Annotated in this window: 16 protein-coding genes, 1 tRNA gene and 1 rRNA gene; 6 read left to right on the top strand and 12 right to left on the bottom strand. The window is 41.6% G+C overall.

Features of this window, described 5'->3' with window-relative positions; translation table 11 throughout:
• The first annotated feature begins 79 nt into the window (after positions 1 to 79).
• Positions 80 to 832 carry a hypothetical protein gene (locus tag D1136_RS10365; RefSeq protein WP_161877556.1) on the top strand — a complete coding sequence of 251 codons (753 nt, stop codon included), beginning with the start codon at positions 80 to 82 and terminating at the stop codon, positions 830 to 832.
• Between the two features lie 8 nt (positions 833 to 840).
• Here D1136_RS10365 and D1136_RS10360 read toward each other — a convergent pair whose 3' ends face one another.
• Both D1136_RS10360 and purE read right to left on the bottom strand, forming a co-directional pair.
• Complete coding sequence (locus D1136_RS10360; RefSeq protein WP_161877555.1) at positions 841 to 2,901, bottom strand: helix-hairpin-helix domain-containing protein; 2,061 nt, start codon at positions 2,899 to 2,901, stop codon at positions 841 to 843.
• A gap of 218 nt (positions 2,902 to 3,119) precedes the next feature.
• Positions 3,120 to 3,626, bottom strand: a complete 507-nt coding sequence (gene purE / locus D1136_RS10355) for a 5-(carboxyamino)imidazole ribonucleotide mutase (RefSeq protein WP_161877554.1) — start codon at positions 3,624 to 3,626, stop codon at positions 3,120 to 3,122.
• 139 nt (positions 3,627 to 3,765) lie between these two features.
• On the opposite strand from purE, the gene D1136_RS10350 reads away from it, so the two are divergent.
• Both D1136_RS10350 and obgE read left to right on the top strand, forming a co-directional pair.
• Entirely contained in the window at positions 3,766 to 4,305 is a 540-nt protein-coding gene (locus tag D1136_RS10350) for a phosphoribosyltransferase (RefSeq protein WP_161877553.1), read from the top strand.
• A 31-nt stretch (positions 4,306 to 4,336) separates the two neighbouring features.
• A complete protein-coding gene (obgE, locus tag D1136_RS10345) occupies positions 4,337 to 5,329 on the top strand; it encodes a GTPase ObgE (RefSeq protein ID WP_161877552.1) in 993 nt (330 codons plus the stop codon).
• A gap of 81 nt (positions 5,330 to 5,410) precedes the next feature.
• Here the strand turns inward: obgE and D1136_RS10340 are convergent, their stop codons facing one another.
• Genes D1136_RS10340 through D1136_RS10320 form a run of 5 tightly spaced genes read right to left on the bottom strand, consistent with a single transcriptional unit; the run spans position 5,411 to position 8,622 of the window.
• On the bottom strand, positions 5,411 to 6,454 hold the full coding sequence (locus D1136_RS10340; protein ID WP_161877551.1) for a hypothetical protein: 1,044 nt from the start codon (positions 6,452 to 6,454) through the stop codon (positions 5,411 to 5,413).
• Between the two features lie 26 nt (positions 6,455 to 6,480).
• Positions 6,481 to 7,026: a DUF4924 family protein gene (locus tag D1136_RS10335; protein ID WP_161877550.1), complete on the bottom strand. Its 546-nt coding sequence runs from the start codon at positions 7,024 to 7,026 to the stop codon at positions 6,481 to 6,483.
• A gap of 26 nt (positions 7,027 to 7,052) precedes the next feature.
• Positions 7,053 to 7,448: an RNA-binding S4 domain-containing protein gene (locus D1136_RS10330; protein ID WP_161877549.1), complete on the bottom strand. Its 396-nt coding sequence runs from the start codon at positions 7,446 to 7,448 to the stop codon at positions 7,053 to 7,055.
• Between the two features lie 21 nt (positions 7,449 to 7,469).
• Positions 7,470 to 8,039 carry an aminoacyl-tRNA hydrolase gene (pth, locus tag D1136_RS10325; protein ID WP_161877548.1) on the bottom strand — a complete coding sequence of 190 codons (570 nt, stop codon included), beginning with the start codon at positions 8,037 to 8,039 and terminating at the stop codon, positions 7,470 to 7,472.
• A gap of 10 nt (positions 8,040 to 8,049) precedes the next feature.
• A complete protein-coding gene (locus D1136_RS10320) occupies positions 8,050 to 8,622 on the bottom strand; it encodes a 50S ribosomal protein L25/general stress protein Ctc (RefSeq protein WP_161877547.1) in 573 nt (190 codons plus the stop codon).
• A 257-nt stretch (positions 8,623 to 8,879) separates the two neighbouring features.
• Here D1136_RS10320 and D1136_RS10315 point away from each other — a divergent pair, with 257 nt between their 5' ends.
• A complete protein-coding gene (locus D1136_RS10315) occupies positions 8,880 to 9,050 on the top strand; it encodes a DUF362 domain-containing protein (protein WP_161877546.1) in 171 nt (56 codons plus the stop codon).
• Between the two features lie 32 nt (positions 9,051 to 9,082).
• Here D1136_RS10315 and D1136_RS10310 read toward each other — a convergent pair whose 3' ends face one another.
• Together D1136_RS10310 and D1136_RS10305 are read right to left on the bottom strand one after the other, a co-directional pair.
• Positions 9,083 to 9,652 carry a 5-formyltetrahydrofolate cyclo-ligase gene (locus D1136_RS10310; protein ID WP_161877545.1) on the bottom strand — a complete coding sequence of 190 codons (570 nt, stop codon included), beginning with the start codon at positions 9,650 to 9,652 and terminating at the stop codon, positions 9,083 to 9,085.
• Between the two features lie 18 nt (positions 9,653 to 9,670).
• Positions 9,671 to 10,687, bottom strand: a complete 1,017-nt coding sequence (locus D1136_RS10305; RefSeq protein WP_161877544.1) for a hypothetical protein — start codon at positions 10,685 to 10,687, stop codon at positions 9,671 to 9,673.
• Positions 10,688 to 10,759: 72 nt separating this feature from the next.
• Between D1136_RS10305 and D1136_RS10300 the strand changes: the two genes are divergently transcribed.
• Both D1136_RS10300 and D1136_RS10295 read left to right on the top strand, forming a co-directional pair.
• Complete coding sequence (locus tag D1136_RS10300; RefSeq protein ID WP_161877543.1) at positions 10,760 to 12,328, top strand: NAD+ synthase; 1,569 nt, start codon at positions 10,760 to 10,762, stop codon at positions 12,326 to 12,328.
• Between the two features lies 1 nt (position 12,329).
• Positions 12,330 to 13,049 carry a Crp/Fnr family transcriptional regulator gene (locus D1136_RS10295; protein WP_161877542.1) on the top strand — a complete coding sequence of 240 codons (720 nt, stop codon included), beginning with the start codon at positions 12,330 to 12,332 and terminating at the stop codon, positions 13,047 to 13,049.
• Positions 13,050 to 13,055: 6 nt separating this feature from the next.
• On the opposite strand, the gene D1136_RS10290 is transcribed toward D1136_RS10295, so the two are convergent.
• The 3 genes from D1136_RS10290 to D1136_RS10280 form a co-directional block, all read right to left on the bottom strand.
• A complete protein-coding gene (locus D1136_RS10290; RefSeq protein ID WP_161877541.1) occupies positions 13,056 to 13,826 on the bottom strand; it encodes a YaaA family protein in 771 nt (256 codons plus the stop codon).
• Between the two features lie 67 nt (positions 13,827 to 13,893).
• A 5S ribosomal RNA gene (gene rrf, locus D1136_RS10285) occupies positions 13,894 to 14,004 on the bottom strand.
• A 58-nt stretch (positions 14,005 to 14,062) separates the two neighbouring features.
• Positions 14,063 to 14,139 (bottom strand) — tRNA-Met (locus D1136_RS10280).
• Between the last annotated feature and the right edge of the window lie 79 nt (positions 14,140 to 14,218).

Raw genomic sequence — 14,218 nt, 5'->3', positions numbered from 1 at the left:
ATAGGAAAGCTGCTCTATGAGCAGCTTTTTTTTATCTGAAAATAATAACCTAACTTTGTCCCAGGGAAATATACTCAACATGGAAAAACAAGGCAAAAAAATCGAAGATATTGACCAGTTGTTAGCCATGGCCGGCTCCAACCTGAATATCCTGGAAGAAGAGGTAGATATTAAAGTACAGAAAGAGTATTTTGAAATGCTGAATTCCTTAGCCAGGGAAACTAAAAACTATCAGGCACTCAGCAAACAGTATCTGGAGAATATCAATGACCTTTTTGACGAAAACATTACCCTGGAAATCAAAAAAAGAATGTTGGTCGTTCTCGCCACATTGGACGAAGTAACCGTTTACAGAGCCATCGAAAACTTTTCAAAGCAAGCCTCTCCCTTGCAAAAATGGTCTATCATTGCCTTACAGCAATCCCGCATACTTTTACAATCCACCTTACTGGACGACCCCGGAATATTCATTTCCACTGGTTTAGGAGGACATGGATTGTTGTTGCGCTATTTCTGTGTATTTTTTTATAAAATACCAGAGCATCTCCCCGCTTACCAACAAAACATCCTGAAAAATGAAACGGAAGCAGCCATCCATAAAGCTAAGGGACAGGTCGAATTTATGGAATTCAAAAAAGAATATGCCACCACTTTACTGCTATTGCCCTTAACAACCGAGTTGCGCTCTTTATTTACCGGCATTATTGACGAATGCAATGAATTCGGCCACTTCCTTCATGAGAATATGATCATCACCAACGTCAAAAAACTGTCAGAAGAAGAAATTCACCAACTTCTATCCAACAAAAACAAACCTACATCCATTTCCTGACAGCACTCTCAAATCTTCAGACGGAGTTGAAAAGTAAGGTCATATAACTTGTTATTATCAACTTCGGACACACCCGAACTGATGGTTCCCTGCTTCGGATAAATGGTAAATCCGGCTTTCAAATAACAGGTGAGGCAGGCAACAGGCTTCCAGCTCAAATTGAGATAAGTTCTCCATCCCTCTCCCATAAAAGCAGGAAAAGAATAACCATACAAAACATTATTCTCATAAGCATAAATACGGGACTGATAAGAATCGGTATTAAACCATCCCACCCTATACTGCATTTTCAGGTCTGTTGCCGGAAAAACACAAATGACATCCTGATACACCATATATCCCAGATCGCGCTGCTGGGCTTTATGATACTGCATCATACTGAAACGGGTGCGAAATTCTAACGTCTTATACCACTTTAAAGACATCTGGTATCTGTATTCGTTTTTTGTTCGCAAAACCGATTCTTGCCCCTTCACATCCTCAGGTCGACATTCCCTCTTATACCGCCATTGATGACCGAAATTACCATGACGATAATCTGCCTGAGCCAATAATTCCCATCCGGAACCGGTTATTACAGCCAAATAGCGGGGAGCAAAATGCCGAAACCAGTCGTAATATACATTCACTTTCAAATTCTTTACAGGAACCACATCTATTCCGCAATACACACCTTCCTCATTGGAAGTATTGGAATATTCCCCGAATCCGGAAGCATAATGAGAAATATACCGTTTGTCGTAACGCCGGTAAAGCACGCATCCCGACAGATAAGCTCCGCCTCCCCGTAAACCGTTCACCGTAGCCAACGCTCCACAATCACTAAAAGCTGTCTCTCCGAAAAGGTAAATCCCCCGCCATGAGGTTTTATAATCCAAGCTCCATAGGTAACGCCCCTTACCAGTATCATTATACCTTTGATAAATTCGCTCCCCAGGAATTAAGTTGGGAGAAAAATCATAATACAATCCATTCAGCCCAACCTTAAAATAAGCAGTATTCCAACCGATAGAAACTCCGGCAGCCATCTCCTTTAACGTATGTTTTTTATCGCACTCCTTCTGATTCCTGTGATAACCGGATTCATAAAGAGACACAGCCAGCCAGTCTTCCTCCGACAAGGTATCTGCAACAGTAAGATTTCCATCTGTCTTCTTTCTGGAAAAAAACAAATCTGCTGAAAAACCGGGCAAAACATCCAGTGACATAGCCACCCCCCTCATAAAACGATTCTCATCCGTAGAAGTATAAGGTGAAAAACCTCTTGCGGATTTTTCATTTCCTACTGCCATATCCGATTTCCCGGAAGCAAATCCACCCCAGGCAACCAATCCCTGTCCCCACTGAATGCGATAATCTCCCAATATGACACGACGAAATAAATGCTGCCCCGTCAAACAAACATGAGCCGACAGAAAATCAAATCCCATCCTTTGACTTCGGGTAAAATATCCTTCCCCTGCATCATTTTCCAAGGTAAATCCTGCCTGGAGAAAATGAGCATAATTCATTTTATACTTCATTAAGGTTCCAAGGGGCGGCCCCTGAAAACGACTGACCACCTTACGCTCGTAGTCTTTCTTTTTTTCAAAATCATGAAGGCTATAAACTTTATATCCCTCCTGAATGGGAAAACTTGTCTTTACTTTAACCAACAATTCATGCCTGGTCCGCTTTTTCAATATTCCCAGTTTTTCTTGCGCTGTCCTTTGTCCTGTAGTTATAAAGGGTAACAAATTATTCAAATCCCGTTTACCGACTCCCGGCACCCATAACAATTCATTTACATGGAAAAAACCTCCGTACTTTTTACGGTAACCTAATATCTGGTCAATCTGACCGTCCGAAAGAAAGAAAAGCCGCTTTAAAGAATCAAAGTCAGCAGTATTAATATTCAAGGGGGATGCATACAATTCCAAAAGAGTATTCACCATTTCGTCATACCCCTCGGCAGAACTTTCAATATCATTGCTTTCGAGTAATTCTCCGATGTCCGGGACAGATTGAGCAATGACCTGCAGCACAAAGCTAAATGAAAGTAATAACACATATACTTTCTTGAAATTCATTACATTTTCATAGCTAAATGCCTGCTGAAAGGCCGGATTTCGCACACTCAGAAAGCAAACATAATTACTCCATTCATCCCGTTACAATAACATACACAGATAACCTATATTTCAAATATACGAAAAAAAGAGAAAAAAACAAATTCTTCCACACACAATCCAACAAAAAGGCCTGAAAAGCGAAAACTTTTCAGGCCTTCATTCCGAAGAAAAAACAATCAGTTCATTTTAAACTTATACTTTACCTCAGCCAACTGTTTGTTAGCCTCTACAATTTTATTCTTCAGGGAAAACTTAAACTCCTCCATCTTATCTTTCAACTTCTGGTCTCCGACTGCCAGAATCTGTACAGCAAGGATGCCGGCATTCATCGCCCCGTTTATAGCCACCGTTGCGACAGGTATTCCCGGAGGCATCTGTGCTATGGCTAACAAAGCGTCCATTCCATCCAAAGAAGCACTGATAGGCACTCCTATGACAGGAACCGGAGTCATAGCCGCAATCACTCCGGGTAAATGGGCAGCCATCCCGGCCCCGGCAATAATTACTTCAATTCCCCGCGAGGCCGCATGCGTAGCAAATTGTTCTACTTCCGCTGGTGTCCGATGAGCAGACAAAGCATTCATCTCAAAGGGTATCTCCATATCATCCAACACCTTAGCAGCTTTCTCCATTATTACTAAATCGGAAGTACTTCCCATAATTATACTTACTCTTGGCTTCATTATTCTATTGGTTTTGATAAGCTAAAATTCATATATTTACTTTTTGCAAAAGTAAATATAATCCGTTTCGACACGACATATATGCCTCAAAAATATTATTTTTGTCAAAATAAAAATGTAAGCAAACTTAGCTACCGATATGAAAAATATCATATTACATGACAAAGAATTCCGCCCTTTTATCTGCGCGGAAAAAATTGACCAGGTCATCGCAAACATGGCAGAGCGCATGAACAAAGATTTAAACAAAGAAGCTCCTCTATTTTTAAGTATTCTGAACGGCTCTTTCATGTTTACCTCCGATTTAATAAAACAAATCACCATTCCGGGAACACAAATCAGCTTTATAAAAGTGGCTTCCTATGCAGGAACCTGTTCTTCCGGAGAAGTAAAAGAATTGATCGGACTGAAAGAAGAAATTAAAAACCGGACTGTCGTTATCCTCGAAGATATTATTGATTCTGGTAGATCCATGAGTCATTTACTGAATTATCTGGCGACTAAAAATCCCCGGCGGGTGGTTGTTGCCACTCTTTTTCACAAACCCAAAGCCGCTATATGCCAGGTACCTATCGATTACAGCGGAATTGAACTGGAAAATGATTTTGTCGTAGGAAGAGGTCTTGATTACGACGGCCTCGGCAGAAATTATCCGGATCTTTATATTTTGAATACCTGAAAAGATAATCATTTATATGCTAAATTAAAAAATGGCTTCTACAAATTTTGTTGATTATATAAAAACCTTCTGTCGCAGTGGTGCAGGAGGAAAAGGTTCCGCCCATCTGCACCGGGACAAACGGACCATTAAAGGAGGACCGGACGGAGGTGACGGGGGAAGAGGAGGACATGTACTTATCCGTGGAAACCGGAACTACTGGACACTGATTCACCTCAAATACAAAAGACACGTATTTGCAGGAGACGGAGAAAACGGTAGTGAAAACAGAAGTAGTGGTGCAGACGGAGAAGATGTGATTATTGAAGTTCCCCTTGGTACAGTAGCCCGGGATGCCGAAACCGGAGAAACAATATGTGAAATTACAGAAGACGGAGAAACTCGTATCCTGGTAAAAGGAGGAAGAGGAGGACTGGGAAACTGGAACTTCAAATCGGCAACCAATCAGACGCCTCGTTACGCCCAACCGGGCGAACCTCGGGTCGAACGAGCCATTATTATGGAATTAAAAGTATTGGCTGACGTCGGATTAGTGGGTTTCCCCAACTCCGGTAAATCAACTCTCCTTTCTGTTGTTTCGGCTGCAAAACCGGAAATAGCCAACTATCCTTTTACCACTTTAGTTCCCAACCTTGGTATTGTCAATTACAGAGACAACCGTTCGTTTGTCATGGCGGATATTCCCGGAATTATTGAGGGTGCCCATTTGGGAAAAGGTCTAGGCATCCGTTTCCTGCGCCACATCGAACGAAATTCAATCCTTCTGTTCTTAGTTCCGGCCGATAGTGAAAATATCCGTCAGGAATACAACATCCTGCTCAACGAGCTTAAACAATACAATCTGGAATTACTGGACAAAAAAAGAATATTGGCTATCTCTAAATGTGATTTTCTGGACAAAGAGCTAATAGCCGAATTAGAAAAAGATTTACCCGATATTCCTTATGTCTTTATCTCATCAGTTGCCGGAACAGGCATCACAGAACTGAAAGACATGTTATGGAAAACACTCAATGAAGAGTAAGAAAATATTTTTATATCAAATATAAACCCGTCTGCAAGCAGACGGGTTTTACGATGCATTTTGTCAAATCCGGAGAAATAACTATTGAATAAAAAGATTTCCATTCGAAAGTTCCAGAAAAACCTTACCGGAATATTTGGGATTTCCTGTAAATTTAGTTCCAACAGTCATATTTCTTTCTGTAGTAGGACGTTCCTCCAATCTCATATTGTGAGGCAAATCCACTTTCAGTGACTTATTGCGTTTCAACTCCAGATGATACCCGGCATCTGGAGAAAAAGTCAGTCCCACTTTGGTAAAAGACCCTTTTATACGGACCTCAGAAAACAGCAACTGGATATTCCTGACATTTATTTCTCCCATTTTCATATCCAAATCCAAAATATTACCCAAATCCAATACCTCGTATTTAGTGAAAGAAGAACTTCCGTTTATTTCTTCCACATCTCCTATTTTCATTGTTCCTCCGTTCGAACGTATATTTAGCCGGTCTATTGACTCCAAATGTCCCTCACAACCGTTTGTCACCAAACGTACATCATCCCCCGATTCCACTTCCAATACACAGTTTTTAAAATCTCCGTTCAGATTCTTGACTCCTTCTACAGTGAAATTTCCCCTCTCCTGTTTTACATAAACCTCTCCACCTTTTAGGATCGCAGCTTTAAAATCCCCGTCCTTTATATCAGCATTCAACTCCCCTTCATAATTTCCCAAATAAACATTTCCATTGGAACTAATCAAACGCAATTTTACACCCTTAGGTAAATGAATCTTATAAAACACACTGACGCTTATTCCCGTCAAAAATTGCTTTATAGCCATATCCTTACCAAAACGGGTTTCTAAGTTCAGATGGCGTCCGGTACGCGTTTCCAACACCTCAATCAATTCCAGCGTTTCCTCTGCTTTCACTCCGGATTTCGCCACAACTTTCATTTCCACCCATGCTTCAATCTCTTCTCCTTCGGTTTGAACTATTTCTATCTTCCCGTAGTTATTGGAAAGTACCAGTTCCTCCAGATCTTCCTTAGGGAATTTTTTCTCATAAATCTTTTTACTTTCTTCTGCTTTCAGCTGTAAGCCGATAGCGATAACACACCATAAGGTAAAGATTGCTTTCATAGAAACAGATTTTAATTAGCACATTCTTAAAATTTATTTTCTTTTTCTTCCATCTGCTTGTAAGCGGCTGCCAGATAGGCAATCATTTTACTGAAAGATTCCATTGCCGTGGCCGTTTCCGGATGTATTTCTTTTTTCTGTAAACGCAACATCAGATTTCCATACAGAGCATTCAAGGCCAATTCCACATCAGATACCGAATCATCCACACCAGCTTTACGCCTGAACTCAACCAGATTCCCGGCAGCCAGAGTGACCAATTGTTGATAACGACGGTCATGTCCCTGATGCAACAGAAAAAAATGCAATTCCGTCAATTCATTCACCGTATTCTTCAAAGCCTGGATATGTCCCTTTGTTTCCACTTTTTCTTGCTTCATGATAGCAATCAGATTATCATACCAATCATGAATCTCACGCCCGGTTTCTTCGTCCGCTTCAAACCGGGCAACAATATGACGCTCAACCTGCTTCATATCCAATCCCAACGCCCGAAGCATATCCTCCACTTGCCACATATATAAAATATACTCGGCAATATTACTCTTTTTTTTCTCTCTGGCAATTAACACAATAACTATAATTTACAACCGCAAATTCATTCATCATCCCCTTCTCCACTTTTCAGTCTGTCAATCATCCGGCGATCCCGTTTTGTCGGACGTCCTAATCCCCGTGCTCTCGACTCGAAACCATATACCTTTACGGCATTCAACAATGCTAAAGCTTCGGGAGGAGTAACATCCTCTACAAACTGAACTGCCAATTGAGCCGACATTCGCTTCCCGGTCAATTGTTTTACTAAATAATGCCTCTCTATCGGCGACATCCTTACCTTTACGATCTCCCCCCCTTTCAATTCCCGCGAAGCTTTCACATGAACCTCCCCGATAGTCACATGCCCTTTAGCACACTCTTCCGCAGCCAAAGAACGGGTCTTAAAAATTCTCACCGCCCACAACCATTTGTCTATCCGGATTTTCTCTTCTTCCATCGTCAGGATTTTTCTATTCTGCTACTTTTTACTGGTATTAAAAACATTCATTGTCCGTGCAATTCCCTGCAATACAAAACAGGTAATAATTTCGCCCCCCCTTTTCAGTAACTCCGGCAATTCCTTTCCTTCATCCTCCGTCCAGGTTCCGAGCACATAATCTACCTGCTGACCTCTCAGGAAATCATTTCCTATCCCGTAACGCAAACGAGCATAAGCATTACTGCCCAACAAAGCATTGATATTTTTTAAACCGTTATGCCCACCGTCACTACCTTGTCCCCTCAAGCGTAAGGTCCCGAAAGGCAATGCCAAATCATCCACTACCACCAGTAAATTCTCCAAAGCTACTTTCTCTTTCTGCAGCCAATAATTCACAGCCTTCCCACTAAGATTCATATAAGTATTCGGCTTCAGTAAGACCAACGTTCTGCCTTTCACCTTCACTTCACAAACCGCTCCATAACGTTGCTCTTCAAAAACAGCATTGGACGCCTTAGCAAAGGCGTCCAACACACTAAATCCAATATTATGCCGCGTATCCTGATATTCCGGGCCGATATTTCCTAACCCAACAATAAGATACTTCATAATTTTTCAATTATTTTGCTTCTTGAGCAGCCGCACGGGCAGCACGTGTCAATTTAACCTGTGCAATGACCACTTCTTTAGCATTAACGATTTCAAACTTCTCGAAAGACAAATCTTTCACTTTGATGGATTTGCCTAATCCCAGGTTGGTCACATCCAGAACTATCTCACCTGGCAAATTAGCAGGCACAGCTTTCACCTTCAATTTACGAACAACCAAAGACAACTTACCACCAGCTTGCACACCTTCAGCAAATCCCTGCAATTTCACAGGCACCTCCATGACAACCGGTTTATTATCGGAAATTTGATAAAAATCCAGATGTAAAATACGGTCACTAACCGGGTGGAATTGCAGCTCACGCATTACTGCCTCATATTCTTTACCAGCAAGGTGCAACTTAACAATATAAACAATAGGAGTATACAATAATTTCTGTAAATCCTTCTCTACTACAGCAAAATGCACATTCTCCTGACCTCCGTAAAGTACACAAGGAATTTTTCCCTGAGCTCTCAATGCTGCTGTAGCTTTTTTACCTAAATCACTTCTTAATTCTCCCTTTAATTCAAATACTTGCATAACAAATTATTTTTGTGTTACTCAAAAACAGGTTTTCACTCCGGGGATCTAAGCCAACCTGCTTCCCCATCACACGATTTTAACAATCCCCCGTAATTTTGCCGGGCAAAGGTACAAAATAAATTTAACACCTCCAACACATCCACTTCCCTTCTGCAAAAATTCATCTTGGAATCATACAAAAATCAGGTAAAAGTTTTTTTCTTTCAAATATTGGTTTTAATTTCGCATATTATTAATCAATAAAACTATAAAAAATGGCTTACGTAATATCTGATGACTGTATTTGTTGCGGTTCATGCGAAGGAGAATGCCCGGTAGGTGCTATTTCAATGGGGGCTGATCACTATGAAATTGATGCTAACACTTGCACTGATTGCGGTACTTGTGCTGCACAATGTCCGGTTGAAGCAATCAAACAAGCTTAATAACCATAGCGTGAAAAATAAAACGGAGTCTCTCAGGAAAGAGGCTCCGCTTTTTTATCCGGTTTTCCGCTCCACACAACCTGGTCCATCCTTACATCATGTTCTTCAACCGGCACCTGGGCAATAAGCTGAAAATCAAAACACACACCCACTTTATAAGCCTTTGTCCGGGATAAGATTTTATCGTAATATCCTTTACCGCGCCCCAACCGGTTCCCCTGAAGGTCAAAAGCAACCCCCGGCACAATCATCAAGTCTATCTGCTCCAGATTCGTAAAAAGATTTCCTACAGGCTCCGGTATTGCAAAACCTTCTCCCGGACAAAGTCGGTCTGTTCCTTCAAAATAACGGATATCCAATTCCTCACCCCGCACACAAGGTAATAGTATCGTCTTCCGTCCGGCCCATTTACAGATAAAATCGTGTGTAAACACCTCGTCTTCCATAGACCAATAAGCAAGTACAATCCGGGCCTCCCGAAAATATTCATCCTGTTCCACTTTCGCCCATACCGATTCAGACATTCTCTTCTTTTCCTCCGAAGAGAACCTTTTTTTCAATTCCCGAATCTGTTTCCTGACTTCTTTTTTTACTGTCTCCATTTTATTTCTTTCATTTTCCTAAGGCCTATATCCCGAGACCCGCAATATCTTATGGTAATCCTGTTCTTTCATCAATTCCTCCATTCCACCCGGTTCTTTTTCCATATATTTTCTTACAATCTGAAAACCAGTCCAGACCACCGTCTTTCCGGGAGACTCCAATGGCATTCCGGAAGTGTAAGGAGCATCATTCAAATATTTCATGACCACTTTCTGCTGGGTAGTAAACAGATAATTGTTTTCAATTAAAAAGCCCCAGATCTGACTTTCATTATCCTCACACCATTTTTCCTGTTCCGGAGTAAATCCCAATAACCAATGAACAGCACGCAACGGAAATAATTTTTCCAACAAATAAGCAACTTTCCCCTGATAAATCATTCCGCTAATCAAATCATTTTTCACCGGACGGAATGGAAACTCCGAACATATCCACCCCGACAAGACATCCCGCACGATATCATCCCCGGTCATTTTCTTTCTTGCATACACCGGAACAGGCACAGCCAGCATATTGTAAAAAATACAATGCTCCCCCAGGTAATTATCCAATCCTATCCCAACAATAGCACTATCAACAATAACAGACTGATTAAATCCGGAAATATGGGTATACACCCGAGGAATCAGATACCCCGGGAAATAATAGGCATAATAGGCAAAAGCGAGGCTCAATTCCTCCTCCTGGTCTTTCATATCCGGAAAGGCAAGAGCCACCGAATCCGCCACTTCTCTCATCACTCTATCCTTTATAAACAAGGGAAACACATTCATAAAATCTGAATCCGCCACCGTACCTAAATTCAACACCCCCGCGGTATAGGCATCCCAATAACGTCCATATTTATTTTTCAAAACCAGCACATCCGGCAAAAGCGTATCCAAACGAAATAATTCCATATCCAAACGTCCAATCTCTACCGGTTGCAACAAAGAACTCACATCAGGTACTTTCCTATCTTTACACCCCCCCAACATGAAGCTTCCTATCAAACCAGTAACAATAAACTTCGCCAAAATCTTTACTAATTTCATTCTAAAAGTGTATTTTTACAGCAAAGATAACTGAAATTCAAAATTTCAGAATGAAAATGAAAAGTAAAAATCATGCAAATAGCACTACCTCAACTCAATTATAAAGCAGGTGACATCGCTGGCAACAGCGAAAAAATAATTTCAGCCATTCACAAGGCCCAACAAAACAAAGCGGAATTAATTGTATTTCCGGAATTAGCTGTGTGCGGAGCTCTTCCGCAAGATTTCCTGGAACAGGAAGATTTTATCACAGAAAGCCGCATGGCCATTGAAAAAATAGCCAGCCACTGTACCCGTATAGCTGCTATTGTCGGCGCCCCCAACTTAGACTCCACCAATGGCATCATGTACAACTCCGCCTATTTTATCCAAAACGGGGAAGTTGTGGATGGTGTACATAAAAATATATTAAGCGATTACGACATTTTCAATGAAAGCAGATATTTTATCGCAGGAGAAGATAACACACCAATCCGCTATAAAAATCAAAATATCCGTATCATTTTCGATGAATATGAAGCAGAATATATTGAAAACAAGGATAGTTTCGTTATTTTCTTAGGAATGACTCCTTTTACCCAGGATAGTTTGCAAACTAAAAAACAGACAGTAACAGCCCTTGCCCGAAAATACGGCAAAAATATCATCGCCTTAAATCATTGCGGCAGTTATACCTCTGTTTTATTCGACGGCAATTCATTCTTCAGTACCCACCAAGGTAAAATCGTCTACCAACTGGCGGGATTTGAAGAGGATTTTCAAATCATAGACACCAACAAAACCGGAAATCTTCCAGCCCTTCCCCACCGCCCGGAAAATAAGATAGCCTTAATACACCAGGCTCTTGTCTTTGGCATCAAAGACTATTTCCGGAAACACGGTTTCAGCAAAGCTATACTGGGACTTTCCGGAGGTATTGATTCCGCCGTTGTCGCGGCTCTTGCAACAGAAGCCCTCGGATCTGAAAACATTATGGGTTTATTAATGCCCTCCCATTTTTCCTCAGACCATTCCGTTACAGATGCAAAAGCCTTGGCCCGAAACCTGAATATCCCCCATGAAATTATCCCCATCGGAGAAATATATGAACAATACCTCAAGAATCTACATCCTCTATTTCAAAATCATCCCTTCAATGTAGCAGAAGAAAATATTCAGGCCAGAATACGGGGTATGCTGGTAATGGCCACCTCTAATAAATTCGGCTATATTGCCTTGAATACTTCCAATAAAAGTGAAGCCGCAGTAGGCTACGGAACACTTTACGGTGATTTATGCGGCTCATTAGGAGTCATCGGAGACCTTTATAAAACAGAAGTCTATGAACTGGCTGCATATCTGAACCGCGAAAAAGAAATCATCCCCCAACATACAATTTCCAAAGCCCCCTCCGCTGAATTACGCCCCGGACAGAAAGACCAGGACTCTTTGCCGGAATACGATCAGCTGGACGCAATCCTAAAACGATTTATAGAAGAAAATGAGACCCCGGAAAAAATCATAGCTCAGGGCTATCCGCAAGAGACAGTCCGCAAAATAATCCGGTTACTCTATCAAAACGATTATAAACGTGCCCAATGTCCGCCAATCATCAAAATAAGCAAAAAATCCTTTGGAACTGGCAGAAAATACCCTTTTTAAAATGACTATCATTACTGACAAAGAACAACATGACAAGTGGTGTCAACACTGTATAAACCATCCTCATTCCCTATTCTCGGAACTGAAACCCGAAGAAAAGCAAGAAATATTGAAAACCTCGGTTTGTACCCTGTACCGAAAAGGTGAAGCCATATACCAGGAAGGAGATATGCCCGCCGGACTTCACTGTTTGCTCTCCGGAAAAATAAAAATATACAAAGAAGGTATCGGAGGAAGACAGCAAATCGTACGCATGGCCAAACCTGTCGGTTTCATCGGCTACCGTGCTTTCTTTGCAGAAGAAATACATATAGCCTCTGCCGAAGCGCTGGAAGATTCTATCGTCTGTCGTATTCAAACAGACCTGATAATGAATATCGTCCGTACCACCCCTGAACTGGCTATGAGTATCATCCGGGCATTGGCTACCGACCTCGGTTTTTCCAATCGGCGGACAGTCACCCTGACCCAAAAGCATATTCGGGGACGATTAGCAGAAGCGTTATTGGTTTTAAAAGAGACCTACGGCTATGAAGAGGATAATTGCACTTTAAAAGTATGCCTGACCCGCGAAGACCTGGCGAACTTATCCAACATGACAACTGCCAATGCTATCCGGACCCTTTCATCTTTTGCTACCGAAGGAATAGTCGAATTAGAAGGCAAAAAAATCCGAATCATCAATAAAGAAAAACTGGAACTAATCAACCAGATGGGATAATACCTTCTACACCGACAACACGAACCGCAATATTTCAGGATTTCCCTGGATAGTTGGAGATTCATAATCAAACCCTTCAAAAGAAAAAGCAGTCAATTCCTCCGCCAAGGTCAAGCGGTTTTGAAGAATATAGCGAGTCATAGCCCCACGGCACATTTTAGCATACACAACTACCGTCTTCTGTTTTTCCCCCTGACGAATAAAAAACCGGGGTTCTATCACTTTTACTTCCCGCTTCACACGCGCCCAATCAAACAAACGGGTCATTTCTTCGGTAGCAAGATGCACCAAACAACCGTCATCCTGTTTCACAGAATCAATCAATACATCCGTCAACAAAGGTTTCCAAAAATCAAACAGATTTCGGGCATCATCATCCGGTAATTTTACACTTCCCTCCAGACGATAATTTTTAATACGGTCCATTGGCCGCAACAAACCATATAAAAAAGAACAAATCCACAAATGACTATTGGCATAAACAAAATCTGATTCCGTAAATTCCCAGGCCCTCAGATAACGGTAAGCCACTCCATTATACGACAATACAGCCGCCCCACTTCCCTCCGAATCAAAAAAAGAAAGATAACGCAATTTATTCAGTACTGCCAACCGTGCATTACATTTCAATGCCTTACCCAACTCCTCGGCTGTGAAAGAAGCCAATTGCAAGGCATGGCGGTTGGCTTCTTGCTGAAATCGTGGCTCCGTTAATATCCCGGTCACAATCTCCGGCCTTATCGTCATATCCTTAGCACAAGATAATAATATCTGCATCCGTTTCTACTCTTTATTCCATATCCAAAACAAAAAGCGAGTCGCATCACTGCAACTCGCTTCACTAATTCGGCATCGACCTACTCTCCCACCGGAAGGCAGTACCATCGGCACGCTGGGGCTTAACTTCTCTGTTCGGAATGGATAGAGGTGGATCCCCCAGGTTATAGACACCTTTTAATATTTTTCAATTCACGACTACGTACCATGAACACACTTGTTCAGTAATCTTGCGTTGGTAGCGAGAGGCGGGCTTGAACCGCCGACCTCATGATTATGAATCATGCGCTCTAACCAGCTGAGCTACCTCGCCGTTTTGACATTACACCGGAAACATCAGAAAAATATACATCCACTAACAAGTAAACTTTCGGGTCATTAGTATTGCTCAG

The organism is Odoribacter sp. Z80 (assembly GCF_009935865.1).
In the GTDB taxonomy this organism is placed as follows: Bacteria; Bacteroidota; Bacteroidia; order Bacteroidales; family Marinifilaceae; genus Odoribacter.
This window is presented reverse-complemented; position numbering and strand designations above follow the sequence as displayed.

What these genes read in the sequence shown, in the direction of transcription:
- D1136_RS10365 (WP_161877556.1), top strand. Translation starts at nt 80, where the DNA reads ATGGAAAAACAAGGCAAAAAAATCGAAGATATTGACCAGTTGTTAGCC.
- D1136_RS10360 (WP_161877555.1), bottom strand. Translation starts at nt 2,901, where the DNA reads ATGAATTTCAAGAAAGTATATGTGTTATTACTTTCATTTAGCTTTGTG.
- purE (WP_161877554.1), bottom strand. Translation starts at nt 3,626, where the DNA reads ATGAAGCCAAGAGTAAGTATAATTATGGGAAGTACTTCCGATTTAGTA.
- D1136_RS10350 (WP_161877553.1), top strand. Translation starts at nt 3,766, where the DNA reads ATGAAAAATATCATATTACATGACAAAGAATTCCGCCCTTTTATCTGC.
- obgE (WP_161877552.1), top strand. Translation starts at nt 4,337, where the DNA reads ATGGCTTCTACAAATTTTGTTGATTATATAAAAACCTTCTGTCGCAGT.
- D1136_RS10340 (WP_161877551.1), bottom strand. Translation starts at nt 6,454, where the DNA reads ATGAAAGCAATCTTTACCTTATGGTGTGTTATCGCTATCGGCTTACAG.
- D1136_RS10330 (WP_161877549.1), bottom strand. Translation starts at nt 7,448, where the DNA reads ATGGAAGAAGAGAAAATCCGGATAGACAAATGGTTGTGGGCGGTGAGA.
- pth (WP_161877548.1), bottom strand. Translation starts at nt 8,039, where the DNA reads ATGAAGTATCTTATTGTTGGGTTAGGAAATATCGGCCCGGAATATCAG.
- D1136_RS10320 (WP_161877547.1), bottom strand. Translation starts at nt 8,622, where the DNA reads ATGCAAGTATTTGAATTAAAGGGAGAATTAAGAAGTGATTTAGGTAAA.
- D1136_RS10315 (WP_161877546.1), top strand. Translation starts at nt 8,880, where the DNA reads ATGGCTTACGTAATATCTGATGACTGTATTTGTTGCGGTTCATGCGAA.
- D1136_RS10310 (WP_161877545.1), bottom strand. Translation starts at nt 9,652, where the DNA reads ATGGAGACAGTAAAAAAAGAAGTCAGGAAACAGATTCGGGAATTGAAA.
- D1136_RS10305 (WP_161877544.1), bottom strand. Translation starts at nt 10,687, where the DNA reads ATGAAATTAGTAAAGATTTTGGCGAAGTTTATTGTTACTGGTTTGATA.
- D1136_RS10300 (WP_161877543.1), top strand. Translation starts at nt 10,760, where the DNA reads ATGCAAATAGCACTACCTCAACTCAATTATAAAGCAGGTGACATCGCT.
- D1136_RS10295 (WP_161877542.1), top strand. Translation starts at nt 12,330, where the DNA reads ATGACTATCATTACTGACAAAGAACAACATGACAAGTGGTGTCAACAC.
- D1136_RS10290 (WP_161877541.1), bottom strand. Translation starts at nt 13,826, where the DNA reads ATGCAGATATTATTATCTTGTGCTAAGGATATGACGATAAGGCCGGAG.